Origin of the sequence: Actinomyces minihominis (assembly GCF_900187855.1) — a bacterium.
Lineage (GTDB): Bacteria > Actinomycetota > Actinomycetes > Actinomycetales > Actinomycetaceae > Scrofimicrobium > Scrofimicrobium minihominis.
Map to the genome: position 1 here is coordinate 12,034 of NZ_FYEG01000005.1, position 13,583 is coordinate 25,616.

Sequence of the window (13,583 nt, forward strand, 5' to 3'; positions counted from 1 at the left end):
GCGACGCCGGAGTGATCCGTGATCGTCGCCCTCTTCAATCTGGAGACTTAGAACAGCTGGGCGATCTTGTCGGACATCGTGAGAACGATGGTGAGGACGACGACCAGGTAGAGAACCAGAATGATCAGCCAGGAGTAGCGCAGAACCGTTCGCCCTCTCTCTTCCGAACCTTCACCAAGGGCGCCAGACGCCAATGCTCCTCCGAGGACCAGTGGGAGCAGACCGAGGGTTGCCACCCACATAACCATGCAGTAGGGGCAGAGAGCCTGGAACGTAGACACCGAGGCGTAGACAAAGAAGACGACGAATGCTAGCCCGGCGACAGCGCCCGCAACCATTCCCCACCACACGACCGTCGGAAGAGAACCTCGAAACAGTAGGACTACGGCGAGGGCAGCGAGGGCTCCGAATGCCATAAGTCCCACCGCGGCATTGGGTAAGCCGAGGATGTGCGCTTCGGGAGAAAGCAGTGACGACGAGCAACCGATCAACGGGTTCACATCACAGATCAGGCTGGCTTCAGGGTCCTGAAGGATCTGCAGCTCCGACTGAATAAGCATCCCTGAGGAGAGCAGTCCAAGTATCGCAAAGGCGAGTAGCGCGAGGCCCAGACCTGGACTTGTCCACCTTGAGGCGCGAGATGAGCTGGCGGCCATGTTTCCCCCTGAGCTTTCTGTTGGCTAGCTGTAACGCAGAGTGTATATGCAGGCTCGGTTGATAGGAGCAGGCTCACAGTGGGAGAGACCCATTCAGATTTGCCCCGGGCGGGATACTCCTACTAGAGTTTCTATTCGTTACGAGGGTTGTTCGCAGCCCTAGAAACAAGCGCCATTAGCTCAGTTGGCTAGAGCAACAGACTCTTAATCTGTGGGTCCAGGGTTCGAGTCCCTGATGGCGTACCAAACCGAGAAGCCGCACTATCCGTTGAGATGGTGCGGCTTCCTCGTTATCCGAACCACAGGACCCGCAGGTTCAGCCGAAAGCTAGCGGCAGACCCGAATCCAACAGGCGAGGGCGTGGCTGCGGTGTTAGCATCCAAAGAGCGGCCCCCGTCCGGTGGCTGAAGCGCGTTGTGCAACTCGACCGACCTGCGCAGAAGCGTTGTAAAACGCGCTGTTCGCAGAGCGTGCCTAGGCGGGGGTGGCCCCGCACTCGACTTAAGAAAGGGGATCACGAATGTGCACCGTAGTTGTATGGGCTGATAACGGCCAGGCAGTTGTTTCCTCCAGGAACATGGACTGGTTTGAAAAAATGGACACCAAACTGTGGGTGGTACCCGCGGGGCGTGAGGTCGACGGCGCAGGGGCCGGCGATCCGAAGCCGCTGACGTGGACGTCCAAGTACGGAAGTGTCATCGCCTCCGTTTACGACCTTGGAAGTGCCGACGGGATGAATGAGAAGGGGCTCGGCGCTCACCTGCTTTGGCTGACGCCGACTGAGTACGGGGACCGCGATCCTGACATCTACGGCCTTTCCGTCAGCCTGTGGGCCCAGTACTACCTGGATAACTACGCCACCGTCGCGGAAGCCGTGGAGGCGTATGAGAAGGAGCCTTACCAGATCATCGCGGCGGACCTGGCGGGCCGTGAAGCTGTCGTCCACTTGCAGATCAGTGATGCGACGGGCGACGTGGCGATCTTTGAGTCGATTGGTGGAAAGATGACGATCCACCACGGCAAGGAATACACGGTCATGACCAATAAGCCGACCTTCGATGAGCAGCTCGCCTCCTTGAAGCTCTACAAGCCTTTCGGTGGCACCCAGGAGCTGCCTGGGACCACGCAGTCCGAGGCGCGGTTCGCCCGGGCCACCTACTACCGCAACCACCTCACCACCCCGGTTACAACCGACATGGCAGTCGCCGAAATCCTGTCTGTGCTGCGCAACGCAGCCCAGCCGTTCGGGGCAGCTTCTGAGGATCAGCCGATGATCGCTCCGACCATTTGGCGCGCAACCTTGGATCACACGAACCTGCGCTACTACTTCGAGTCCATGTACACCCCGTACTTGATTTGGCTAGACCTCTTGGATCTAGACTTCACTCCGGGGGCGCCCGTCAAGTGCCTCGACATGATCGAGATGTCAGACCGGATCGGGGACCAGGTGGACGCCCTGGTGGACGCGGAGCTCTTTAAGTTCTCGGAACCGGTGGAAACCCACCCGACCGTGAACCCCGCGTAGAGGCGCCCGCTTCATACGTGACCGCTCAACTTCTTCAGGGGAGAACTTAATATGGGAACTCAAAGCCCGGGAACGCCGCCAGGCGGCAACGCAACGTCGGCGGGTGCTCCGAAAGGCAAGAGCTCGGACCACTCTATCGGGATGATTTCTCTGATCGCCTTCGCGGTCGGAACCATGGTCGGTGGCGGCGTGTTCGCACTGTCTGGCATGGTCGTGAAGGACGCTGGAGCCGGGGCCATCATCGCGTACATAGCGGCGGGGATCGTCATGACCCTTTCTGCGCTGTCGTTCGCGGCGGTGGCGTCCCGGGCTAAGCCAGGGGAGACCGGCTACGCGCCAATCGGCACCGTTTTATCGCCGGTGTGGCGGTTCGTGACCATGTGGGCCTTCTACATCATGGGGGTCACTGGCGTTGCGTACGTGCTGATGTCCTTTGGCAGCTATTTCCTGGTGTTCGTCCCGAAGTCGCACGCAATAATCGTCGCGATCATCGCCGCCCTCGCCCTTATCCTCTTGAACTACGGGCCCGCGGGCCTGGTAGGTAAGGCGGAGACGGTGATGGTGGGATTCAAGCTCACCGTACTTTTGATCCTCATCGTGTTTGGTCTGAAGGCGTTCAAGCCCACGTTCTTCGACCACTGGACGCCGGACGGTATGGGCTCTGTCTTAGCAGCTACGGCAATCCTGTTCACCGCCTACTCGGGCTTCAACGTGATCACCAACATGTCGGGCTCGGTGAAGAACGCACAGAAGAAGGTGCCGCTGGCCATCGTGTTGTCGTTGGTGATCGTTGCGGTCATCTACATCGGCGTGGCTGTGGCGCTGGTCGTGTCTGGAACGTCCTCGGAATCGGGGTTCGAAGAACACGGTCTGACTTTGGCGGCGGAGAAGCTCATGGGGCACTGGGGAGCGGTCCTGGTTGGCATAGCGGCTTTGGTCTCGACCCTGTCGGGCGCCAACGCGAACCTTCTGGGTTCCTCTGACCTGATCGTCCGCATGGCGCAAAACGGCGACATTCCCTCCAAGTTGGGGCGTCTGTCGAAGAAGGGAAACCCAATCTCGGCCGTGACCTTGTCGGGAGCGATCATTTTGGTGCTGATGGTGGCCGCTCACCTCTCTGGCTCGGGCGGCATGAAGATGATCGTCGTGTTCACCAACGTTTCCGGCATCATTGCGCTGGTGATCGTTGACATCACGGCTGCGAAGATGGGCTTCCAAGGTTGGAAGACACCGGGAATGAAGCTGTTTGGTGGCGGCGTCATCCCGGTCCTGGCCGTTGCTGCGGCCTCTTTGCAGATCCCTTCACTCGGCGAGTGGTGGCAGGTAGTCATCGGCGTGGCTATGGTGGCGGTCGGTTTCCTGATTTGGGCCAGGCGCGCCAACTCTGACCCCCGTGACGTTCAGGACATCACGAATCATGTGTCCAACATGAGCACACCCCTGCTTCGCGTGGCATCGGCGCGCAGCAACAACCCGAATTAGGCAAGAGAATCGCCGGGTGCCCCGTGGAGCCTTCACTGGGCCGCGGGGCACCCGCGTACCTGAGGTGGGTTGGGCATGCGGCCAGCGGTAGTATCTGGCTTGGGAGCGTGACCACTGGTTCAAGGGGGATAGTCGGTGAAGGGGAGTCGAGAGTCAAACCTGGGGGACGTCGCGGCCCTTGCGGGGGTGTCTCCGACTACGGTCTCCCGCGTCCTGAATAACCGCGGCTACTTGAGTTAGGCAACCAAGGACGCGGTGGCAGAGGCCATCGAGCAGTTGAACTACCGGCCCAATGAGGTTGCGCGCTCGCTGCTGGGCAAGGCGACTCGCGTGGTCGGGATTATCGTTCCCACGACCGCCCACCCTTTCTTCGGTGAGATCAGTGCCGCTTTGGAGAACGCCCTGGCAGCCCGCGGCTACCGGGCGCTCATTTGCAACAGTCAGGGCCGGCGTGACAAGGAGATCGACTACCTCCACCAACTGGAGGGACGGCGCGTCGACGGTTTGATCGTGGGCGCCCACAACGACTCAATCGAAGAGTATGAGACGACCCGGCTGCCCATCGTCATGGTGGATCGGCAGGTAGCGGACCAGATCCCGAATGTTCGAGCAGACAACCTGGAGGGTGGTCGGCTGGCCACGCAGCTGCTCCTTGACGCGGGCAGCACGCGCCCGGCTTTGATCACGTCCAGCCTGGGGCCAGCGAATCTGAGGGAGGAAGGCTACCGTCGCGCGGTCGCGCAGGCCGGAGTTGAGCCCCTGGTGGCCTGCGTGGAGTTTGGGACGCCGGAACCCCGTCACACGGAGTTGCTGTCAGCCGCCCTCGACCGGCTCCGAGATAAGGCGGACGGTGTGTTCGCGACAGATGATCTTACGGCCTGTTCGGTAGCCGACTGGGCCAGTGGCGCTGGACTGCGCGTGCCCGAAGATCTGAAGATCGTCGGATTCGACGGGACCAGCGCAATCCGGATAGCCGCACCTTGGCTCTCCACGGTTCTTCAGCCTATTTCTCAGATCGCTGCGACGGCGGTAGAGGTTCTCCTGGCGCGTATTGGCGAGGGCGGAGGGGACATCCCCCCGCGCGAATCCCTGGTACTCCCGGTGTCGGTTCTGGAAAGCCGCTCCACTGGAGGAGCCAACGCAGCGCGGCAGACGCCGCCGTCCGTGTGGAGCCTGTAACGGCCCGAGAATTGAGACCGGGGGTGGGCCTCCGTGTCCTTTGAGTCCCACCCCCGGCGTCATCACCTGTCAGTCGGCCGCCGGTTTTTTCGGCTCAACGACAAGTAGCTCATCTCCGAAATCAATCGGTCCGCCCGCAACCAAGTCTACGGCGGAGAACCGCCGACGGTTGGTTACTAGGACCGGGGTTATGGGGGAATACCCGGCCGCTTCTATGGCGTCTCGGTTGAAGGAGACGAGGGGAGTGCCAAGGTCGACAGAATCTCCCTTGCGTACATGGACCTCGAAGCCTGTCCTATTCATCTGGACGGTGTCTATTCCTATGTGGATTAGCACCTCCAGCCCGCTGTCCAGTCTCAGGCCCACCGCGTGGCCGGTTGGGAAGTTCATTACTACTTTGCCGCTGCCGGGGGAGCGCACCAGGTTCTCGGTCGGGTAGATTGCTGCGCCGGCCCCCACGGCGCCGGAGGCAAAGCCGGCGTCTGGCGTGTTCTCCAGTGCAACGACGATTCCCCGTAGAGGTGAAGCCAGTGGGACATCATCGCGGGGGCCGAACAGCCCCTGCGCCGTCATCACGTTATTCAGCGACATCATCAAGCCGCCAGCAACCAGGGCGGGGAGCATCGGCACGAAGATGTCCGCGATCATCTTGATGAAGCGGGATAAGGCATTCTGGTTCTGGGCGGCCTCCGACTTGGCGTCGTCTTTGGAAACCTCCCGCACGTCCTCGCCCGTCATGTCCTGGCTGAGGTCACGGAAAGACGGAACATTCCCGTTGGCAACTGTCACGGGACGCAGGTCAACCGTGTACAGGACATCACCGGCATTAACCAGGTCGCCGGTGCTCACATTCAGCGACGTGAGAGTACCTTCTGCGCCGTTGACACCCAGCGGTGTGGTGTCCCATGCGGCTGTTACCGGAAGCGGTACTGTCAGGCCGACCTCGATTATCTCCACGGTGACTGAAGCGGGAGCCTCCTCCACACTTTCGATTGCCGGAGGAGCAAAAGCCCACCAACCAAACAGGACCCCGAGGCCAACGCCTCCCAACAGGAAGGCCACCCAGGTCAGAGCAGACCACACACTGCGACGTCGCGAAGGGATGGTTTCGTCAACTCCCCTTGAACCGTGGGCTCCGCTAGAGAGTGGTTCGTGCTGCATCACTATCCTCTGGGCTACAGAGCGGGGGCAACCGCTTCGATGACCATTCCCCCGCCCTGAGGGCAGACACTATTGAGTCGAGAGAGCTCCTCCCACGAGACCTCGACGTAATACGCGGAAGACCGATCGGAAAACACCACATAAGGGCTGTAAGCCGACGCGCCCGTGACCGAATCAATCCACACTTGAGCCGAAGGAGCTTCCGGAATTTCATACCCCTGGTCGATCAGACAGGCCCGAGTATCCAAAACGCGCTGGTACATCTCTTCATTGACCGCTCCAGTCAAAAGACCCGGTTCAGTAACTTGCCCACTGCAGTACTCCGAGGCGGCCTCAGCCAAAGCCGCCTGCGCCGGATCAGTCTTACCTTCACTGTCAGTGGGTGTACTGACCCCAACCATTCCCGTACTTGTAATCGCAGCACGCACCTGGCTAGAGAGAGCATCCGGGGCCGCCACACCTTGAGTTTCCAAGCAGGAGAGCATCGCCAAACGGCTCTCCTCAACCTGCTGACGAGCAGTCGCCATCCACACAGGCTCCTCGTAGGAGTTACTCACCGACGTCGTGGTTGAGGCACACCCCCGGCCAGCAGCGCGAATACTGCCACTGCGGCGCCTACTGAAAGCTTCCAATAGCTCACTACTCGTCGTCCATTAGCTGCAGAAGTAGGATCCCGAATCGATATTCGCCCCAAATCTGGACCAGTTGCCTACTGGAGCGTTACCGTACACTTCCGGTGTGAACGCATATGCCCAGTTAAGCGTTGTGCTAGCAGCAGTGCGCTAACAGTCGATGCAAGTTTCTTCGGTGTTTCCCCCGCTTCTATGCGTGGTGTCCCAAGCATTTCTTGAGATTTACACCATAATAACAGGCAAAGTTGCTCGTTACTTTGAGCAAAGGTGCAGGGTTAGACTCTAGTTCCCTATCGCAGCCATTTCATCAGGGCCGCCTTTGCAGCCTCAACCACGAGGAACGTCGCCAGGGACAGCCCCAAGATGAGCCCCCACGCGCGCAGACCGATGGAAGCCGACCCGAACCATGTGTGCATAAACGGCGTATACACAAACACCAGTTGCAGGGCGATCATGATCCCAGCCGCCAACCAAATCAAGCGGTTACCGGTCAGGACACGAACCGTCAGCGCGGAAGTGTTGATGAACCGGGACGAGAACAGGAAAGCGAGTTGCGCGAAAGCCAGCATGGTGACAGCCGTGGTCTGGGCCTGCGCGTGAGTTTGTCCGTGGGATGAGGCGTAGAGGAAGACTCCGAACGTCAGTCCGCCAATAAGCACGGAAGCAAGAGCGATGATCAGCAGGTGGCGGGCACTAAGTAGCGGCTCATCCGGGTCGCGCGGACGACGATTCATTATGCCGGGTTCGGCCGGTTCCGCGGCGAGCGGCAGCGAAAGAGTCACCGCGGTGATTAGGTTGATCCAGAGGATCTGGACGGGGGCCAGCGGCAGGGTCACCCCGAAGAGGACAGCAACCAGGATAACCAGGGACTGGGCGCCGTTAGTGGGGAGGAGGAACACCAGGGACTTACGTATGTTGTCGAAGATGCGCCGACCTTCTTCAACAGCGCGCTCGATCGTGGCGAAGTTGTCATCGGCGAGGACGATGTCGGCGGCTTCCTTGGTGGCCTCGGTTCCCTTGATTCCCATTGCGACACCGACGTCAGCGCGCGTCACCGAGGGTGCGTCGTTGACTCCATCTCCGGTCATCGCCACCACTTGACCGCGGGACTGCAGGGCCCTCACGATGCGGATCTTGTGTTCGGGGCTGGTTCGGGCGAAGACATTCACGTCCTTGACGCGCTGACGTAGCTCATCTTGCGTCATGGCTTCGATCTCTGCGCCGGTGATCGCGAGTTCTGCCGGAGTGCCATCTCGCTCCGCGATTCCCAGCTCTTGGGCGATTGCCACCGCTGTTCCTGAGTGGTCGCCGGTGATCATCTTGACGTTGATTCCCGCACCGTGCGCCTTGGCGATAGCAGCAACGGCTTCGGGGCGGGGTGGGTCGACAATCCCAAAAAGGCCGAGGAAGGTGAGGTCCTGAACATCATCAAGACTCAAGGTTTTGGGGTCGAGGTCGGTGGCGTCCCGGCTTGCCGTGGCAAGAACACGGAGGCCGTGGCTCGCAAGCTCCGCGTTGTACTCGTCCCAACCCGGCTCATCAACTGGGTGCTTCGTGCCGTCGCTATCCACTTCCCAGTTGGAGCGGGCCATGATTCTGTCGGGGGCGCCCAGAACGTGCAGGACGCGTGATCCGTCGGGCATCTGGTCGAGGGAGGCGGAGAACTTGTGCTCGGAATCAAATGGGATCTCTGCGAGTCGCACGCTTTGCGAAGCAAGTCCCGCTTTGCGGGCCAGGGTTGTCAGGGCACCTTCGGTCGGGGCGCCGACCAGCGTCCATTCCCCATCTTTCTGTTGGATCTCCGCGTTGCTCGTAGCAGCGCCGGCCCCGATGAGTTCAGCTAGGCGTGGGTGAGTATTGATATCAACAACTTCGCAATCAACCAGCACATTGCCAACGGGGGAGTAGCCGCCACCGGTGACTTCAAAGATCTGGTCGCGGGTCGCCCCTTCCCGTACGGTCATTTCGTTCTGCGTCAGCGTTCCAGTCTTGTCGGAGCAGATAGTCGTGACCGATCCCAGTGTCTCCACCGCAGTCATCTTGCGTGTGATCGCATTGTTGGAAGCCATCTGCTTAACACCCAGAGCCAAGGTGATGGTGACGAGGGCGGGCAGACCCTCCGGCACTGCCGCCACCACGAAGCTAATCGCCGCGGAGGCGAGGTCGTCAATGCTCATGTTGTAGACAACGCGCCCAACTACCACGATGATCAGGGCGATTATCCCGATGGCTAACGATATCCGCCGCGCTAGAAGGCCTAGTTTTTGGGCGAGGGGAGTCTCCATATCCTCGACCTCGTCTACCATCGCGGTGATCCGCCCGATTTCTGTGGCCATCCCGGTTGCGGTAACGACCCCGATAGCCGTGCCACTGGAGACGATGGTGGAAGAGAACAGCATTGAGGACCGGTCGCCAACTCCGGCGTCGACGCCTACGGAGCGGTTGTCCTTCTCGCTCGGCTCGGACTCTCCTGTCAGCGCGGCTTCATCAACCCGCAGGTTCGTCGCTTCCAGGATCCGCACATCGGCCGGCGCCCGATCCCCCGCAGACACACGAATGATGTCTCCGGGAACCAAGTCTTCCGAAGGTACCTTCACCCAGGATCCATCCCGAAGGACCCGCGCTTCCAAGGAAAGCATCTTCTTAATGCCCTCCAACGCGTCCAAAGCTTTGCCTTCCTGGATGAATCCGACCAAGGCGATGATGACCGCAGCCGCGAGGATTACCGCGAAGTCCACCCAGTCGCCAATGATGGCTTTCAGGGCCGCAGAGCCAAGCAGGATGTAGATGAGGACGTCATCGAAGTGCATCATGAACCGCACGATTGCGGGTTTGCCCTTCTTGGCGTCAAGGGCGTTTGGCCCAACGGCCTCCAAACGGGTCTGTGCCTGTGCGGAGGTTAGCCCGTCCGAGGAGGTATCTAGAGCTGTCAAACTCTCCTCGGGTGAGATCGCGAAAAAGGCGGTGTCCCCGGGAGCAGAGACACTGGGCGGCGAAGACTGGGTCATGTTCGGCCTTTCGAAGAATGCGCCTATTTTACTTCACGCGCCGTTCTGCCCTCACGAACGCGACAACGAAGAGACAGGAAGGTGGACTTTTCCTTTAGGGGACTTGTGCGTCAGGGTGTCGCAGCTGGAGACTTAACGGGCCTTGGAACCTCTGGAGGATGTGACGAAGGGGTAGAGGATCAGCCACAGGATGATGCCAATGGCTAGGACCAGACGTGGGTCTTCGGGTAGACCGGCGAAGTAGCCAAGATTGAGCCCGATAATAGTTCCGGCGGCACCGAAAGTGAACGACCAGCTCATGATGCGGGTGTACTGCTCACCCCTGAAGAAGGTTTGGCGGTGCGATTGAAGGAGAACGGCGCGCGAACGGCTCAGGGTCCCGTTCACGAAAATAAAGATGCTTCCCCAGATGAACCCGGGATCACCAAGGAGGAGGGCGCCTAGTAGGACTGCCAGGTTGAGGGCTGACAGGACCGCGGTGAGTCTGAGTGATCTTGCTGTCCCGAAGTAGTGGCCCATGAACCGCCCAACCTGCGGGCCCAGGGTGGCAGAGATTCCAAACACCGCGACTACTAGCGCCATGGCATCAGTGGTCGGGATCGATGCCTGGCGTGCCACCCAGACCAGCATCAATGTTCCGGTCAATGAGGAAACCATGCTCAGTCCGAACTCAATCAATGGTGAGGTCGGACCAGATGCGAACAAGTCATGGAAGAACTGCCTGGCCCGCATACCTGAACCGACCAGCTCGAAGTCGTCCATGTCGACATCTACGATGGCTCCCATGGGGTACTTCTTCCGAGCCCTCCCCCTGATGAAGGCTCCGATCAACGACAAGACAACGTTGATACCCAGAGCCAGAGGGATTGAGATGCCTGCCAAGAAAGCACCCAAAGGGGATGCAATCACGAACCCACTGAAGGCGAGCAGGGAGTGGAGGTGGGCATTAAACCGGAGGTTCGCCTCAGGCTCGACCTCAGCAACTTTCGCCCCGTACATTTCCTCAGAGATATCTGTGACCGGGAGCAGAAGCGTTGTGAAAATGAGATAGAAGATGACAGAGCCTATTGCCCAGTCGGGGATCAGAAGAATCACTATAACGAGGACGGTTGAAACAACTGCCTCCGTTAGGTCAGACACGATCATCGCTGTGTCTGGCGAGAACCGCTTCAGCACCCGCGCGTAGAGCGGGAATGCGAAGACTACGACCTCGTTCAGCGATTCAAGTAGCACCAACGCAACTGAGGCGATCAGGCCCGCGGCTACTAGACCGTTGAAGGTTCCGTCAATTAGACGGTTCCCTAAGACTGATACAACCAGGCCCGCGATCATGAGGAACCGGGCACGTACCAGCAGGCGGGCTGCTGGTTTACTCATCCGCACTCCTTGCATCTTTGCAATCTTGACCGGATCCGATCATAGGTGACCCAGCCGTTGCTGCGCGAGGTGAGAGCCCAAGTAACCTGACGCTGTTATAGCGTCCGCTCGCTAGCGGGTAGTGGAGTTCCTTTTGGAAATCCTTTCCGGCTCAGAAACTCAAGGTTTGGTGGGCCTCGAGATCCTGCTATCAGGCAGGTCCTAAGGCGCCGCGGCATGGGCAGGCGACAAACTCTGGTTCGCTTCGTAAGGCTTGCTGCGTCGCTTGCGGACGGAGTTGGCAACCAGTGCGAGTGTGAGCAGAGTGCCCACGATCAGTGCTGTGGTGACAGGGGTTTTACCCAGTATGACTGGTCCTTCGAGGGGGATTGCAATGGGGTTTTCAGTGTGGGTAGCGATCGCTTCCACCCTCTCTGCGATCACTAGCAACCTGTGGGTGTTCACCCCGTAAGGGGTGCAGGTGACAAGGGACAGTAGGTCCCGACCCGGCTGGGCGCGCAGGTGGTGGAGGCCGTCTTCCGGTGTGTCAACCACATGGTCAACCACGCTGTAGGTCAGGGTCTGGCCGAGGACGTCGATGTAGATCAGGTCTCCCAGGCCTAACTGTGGAAGGGCGTCAAACATTGAGGCGGTTATCATTCCTGAGTGCGCGGTGATTGCGGCACTAGTGCCGCTACCGCCAACAGGGAGGCTGGTGCCCTCGAGGATTGCCGCACCTTTCAACAGGTTCTCTTCACTGGAGGTAGCGTAGACCGGAAGGTCGATTCCAACTGAAGGGACCTGGACTCGGGCTCGTACACGGCTTCCTTCCAGCTCCAGTGCACGCCCAGCCCCGCTGAGATCCCCTGCCTCATTAGCGCTAACCGCAAGCGCGAACTTCTCATCGCGGTCTGGTGGTTGTGCCAGAGAGTACTCCGCAAGGTCTTGTGAGTGGCCCGCGTTGGTCCACCATTTTGCCACTGCGGGGAAGGTGAGCAGGAGGAGCCCAACCACGATCACGACCAAGCCGATGATGAGCTTGGCGTGACTGTGGCCGGGTTCCTTCTTTTGCCGAGGGCGGGCTTCCCTGAGTGACCTGCGGCTGGGGTGGGGGGAGGTCCTCAGGTCAGAGTTCACGCCTCGACCTGGAGAATGCCACGGCCCCACCACCAACTGCGATGAGGGCAAGTCCGGCAATGATGATTCCTGTGGTTCCTGCCGCACCAGTGAGGGGTAACGTGCCTCCGGCATTGTGGGGAGTGTTGACCACCTCTATCGTGGCTGCGGATTCAATCTGACTGGTAACGGTGAAGGGGATGGGTTTTGCAAGCAGTTCAAAGCCTGCTGGAGCCTTGGTCTCAACTAGCCAGTAGTGGTTGTAGCCGGGTTCTCCCACTGCAGTCTGCTTGCCATCAGCCCAGTTTGAGTAGCGCAGACCACTGATGGTCACCTTGCCGTCGGCGCCGCTCTGCCACTGTCCGGTTCCATTAACCGTGACCTTGGCTGCGGTGGAGAAGTCATTGGTGTGAGAAGCGTGAACCTCAAAGATGGCTCCGGCAAGGGACTTTCCATCTCGGTCCTTCTTGAAGACGTTGATGCCCCCGAACTTGGTTTCGACAACCGTGGAGGGGACTTCGGTGACATGTTCGTCCTCACGCTGGAATGTCAGAGTGGCATCGTTGGCGATTTCGCCGGCTGCAATGACCTGAGCCGTGTGACTCACCGTCACCTTCGCAGAGGGGTTGGTCTGGAGGGCATCGAAGGCGGCTTTGCGGGCCGATGCCCCCAGGGTCACGGTGACGAGGCCGCCGGTGTGGGTGGCGGTGAAGTCGGCGGTCGGGGTTCCGGAGACGCGAACGTTGGTTGAGAGGTACTTCAACTTTGGATCAAGCTGGTCAGTGACGATGTATTTCGTAGTCTGCGCACCTCCGGGAATGGTCGAGTCGATGCTGTATGTAATCTCCTGTCCGAGCGCATAGATGGGGGCGTCGGTGACAGATTTTTCGACCTCGCTGATCACATTCTTGGGGTAGGCGTGGACGTCGTACACCCAGCTGCTGCGGTCCGAGGGGTCCGTGAGGGGCACGGTGATGAGGAACGGCAGCGACTTGGTTACAGCTGCGTTGGGGGCAACTTCCGGGGCGGCAGTCTCCTCGACCAGGTACAGGCCAACGGGCAGGCTGGAGAACTTTGCGATGCCCTGAACGTCAGTGATCAGCGTTTTCGCGCCGGTGAGGGTGTGTCCCGACTGGGTGATGGTACCTGGATCGAGCGGATCAAAACTGTCAACCAGGGCCTGCGCTTCCTGCCAACCGGGGTTTGACTTCAGGTTGATACCGCTGACCTGCTGGATACGGAAGGTGGCTCCCGATAGGGGAGTGAGACCGCTGGTACTTCCTGAAGTAACCGCCATGCCCTGGTTGTCCGGAAGATAGGAGGGTGGCTGAACGAACTTGTAAATGGTGATACTTCCCATGGCATCATCTGGGATCAAGTTTGGGGGTGCCGCGCTCGCAGTCGTGGCAGAGGCTGCAAGCAGAGCGCTTGCGGTCAGGAGGCCGGCAATACTGTGTTTGCTCAAAGT

At 59.8% G+C, this 13,583-nt stretch carries 11 protein-coding genes and 1 tRNA gene; 5 read left to right on the forward strand and 7 right to left on the reverse strand.

Annotated elements, in window-relative coordinates:
- Positions 1-47: 47 nt before the first annotated feature.
- Complete coding sequence (locus CS903_RS06150) at positions 48-656, reverse strand: vitamin K epoxide reductase family protein (RefSeq protein WP_099332684.1); 609 nt, start codon at positions 654-656, stop codon at positions 48-50.
- A gap of 169 nt (positions 657-825) precedes the next feature.
- On the opposite strand from CS903_RS06150, the gene CS903_RS06155 reads away from it, so the two are divergent.
- From CS903_RS06155 to CS903_RS06170, 5 genes are all read left to right on the forward strand, one after another.
- Positions 826-902: transfer RNA gene (locus tag CS903_RS06155), tRNA-Lys, on the forward strand.
- A gap of 274 nt (positions 903-1,176) precedes the next feature.
- Complete coding sequence (locus tag CS903_RS06160; protein WP_099332685.1) at positions 1,177-2,181, forward strand: linear amide C-N hydrolase; 1,005 nt, start codon at positions 1,177-1,179, stop codon at positions 2,179-2,181.
- Between the two features lie 141 nt (positions 2,182-2,322).
- Entirely contained in the window at positions 2,323-3,663 is a 1,341-nt protein-coding gene (locus tag CS903_RS06165) for an APC family permease (RefSeq protein WP_164996698.1), read from the forward strand.
- A gap of 186 nt (positions 3,664-3,849) precedes the next feature.
- Entirely contained in the window at positions 3,850-3,903 is a 54-nt protein-coding gene (locus CS903_RS09715; RefSeq protein ID WP_242491783.1) for a LacI family DNA-binding transcriptional regulator, read from the forward strand.
- Between the two features lie 15 nt (positions 3,904-3,918).
- Positions 3,919-4,842, forward strand: a complete 924-nt coding sequence (locus CS903_RS06170; protein ID WP_242491778.1) for a LacI family DNA-binding transcriptional regulator — start codon at positions 3,919-3,921, stop codon at positions 4,840-4,842.
- 69 nt (positions 4,843-4,911) lie between these two features.
- Here the strand turns inward: CS903_RS06170 and CS903_RS09720 are convergent, their stop codons facing one another.
- The 6 genes from CS903_RS09720 to CS903_RS06200 all read right to left on the reverse strand — a co-directional run bounded on the left by CS903_RS09720 (position 4,912) and on the right by CS903_RS06200 (position 13,580).
- The gene (locus CS903_RS09720; protein WP_370737655.1) at positions 4,912-5,415 is read right to left on the reverse strand and encodes a PTS sugar transporter subunit IIA; all 504 of its coding nucleotides are present in this window, start codon (positions 5,413-5,415) and stop codon (positions 4,912-4,914) included.
- Between the two features lie 602 nt (positions 5,416-6,017).
- The gene (locus CS903_RS06180; RefSeq protein WP_099332688.1) at positions 6,018-6,530 is read right to left on the reverse strand and encodes a hypothetical protein; all 513 of its coding nucleotides are present in this window, start codon (positions 6,528-6,530) and stop codon (positions 6,018-6,020) included.
- A 395-nt stretch (positions 6,531-6,925) separates the two neighbouring features.
- A complete protein-coding gene (locus CS903_RS06185; protein WP_099332689.1) occupies positions 6,926-9,643 on the reverse strand; it encodes a cation-translocating P-type ATPase in 2,718 nt (905 codons plus the stop codon).
- A gap of 132 nt (positions 9,644-9,775) precedes the next feature.
- Positions 9,776-11,020, reverse strand: a complete 1,245-nt coding sequence (locus CS903_RS06190) for an MFS transporter (protein ID WP_099332690.1) — start codon at positions 11,018-11,020, stop codon at positions 9,776-9,778.
- 201 nt (positions 11,021-11,221) lie between these two features.
- Entirely contained in the window at positions 11,222-12,136 is a 915-nt protein-coding gene (locus tag CS903_RS06195; protein WP_164996699.1) for a class C sortase, read from the reverse strand.
- Complete coding sequence (locus tag CS903_RS06200; RefSeq protein ID WP_099332692.1) at positions 12,126-13,580, reverse strand: SpaH/EbpB family LPXTG-anchored major pilin; 1,455 nt, start codon at positions 13,578-13,580, stop codon at positions 12,126-12,128. Before CS903_RS06200 ends, CS903_RS06195 begins: the two co-directional genes overlap by 11 nt.
- Between the last annotated feature and the right edge of the window lie 3 nt (positions 13,581-13,583).

Coding starts and splice junctions, on each gene's coding strand:
- CS903_RS09720 (WP_370737655.1), bottom strand. CDS start 5,415: ATGACGGCGCAGGGGCTGTTCGGCCCCCGCGATGATGTCCCACTGGCT.
- CS903_RS06185 (WP_099332689.1), bottom strand. CDS start 9,643: ATGACCCAGTCTTCGCCGCCCAGTGTCTCTGCTCCCGGGGACACCGCC.
- CS903_RS06190 (WP_099332690.1), bottom strand. CDS start 11,020: ATGAGTAAACCAGCAGCCCGCCTGCTGGTACGTGCCCGGTTCCTCATG.
- CS903_RS06150 (WP_099332684.1), bottom strand. CDS start 656: ATGGCCGCCAGCTCATCTCGCGCCTCAAGGTGGACAAGTCCAGGTCTG.
- CS903_RS06160 (WP_099332685.1), top strand. CDS start 1,177: ATGTGCACCGTAGTTGTATGGGCTGATAACGGCCAGGCAGTTGTTTCC.
- CS903_RS06180 (WP_099332688.1), bottom strand. CDS start 6,530: ATGGCGACTGCTCGTCAGCAGGTTGAGGAGAGCCGTTTGGCGATGCTC.
- CS903_RS06165 (WP_164996698.1), top strand. CDS start 2,323: ATGATTTCTCTGATCGCCTTCGCGGTCGGAACCATGGTCGGTGGCGGC.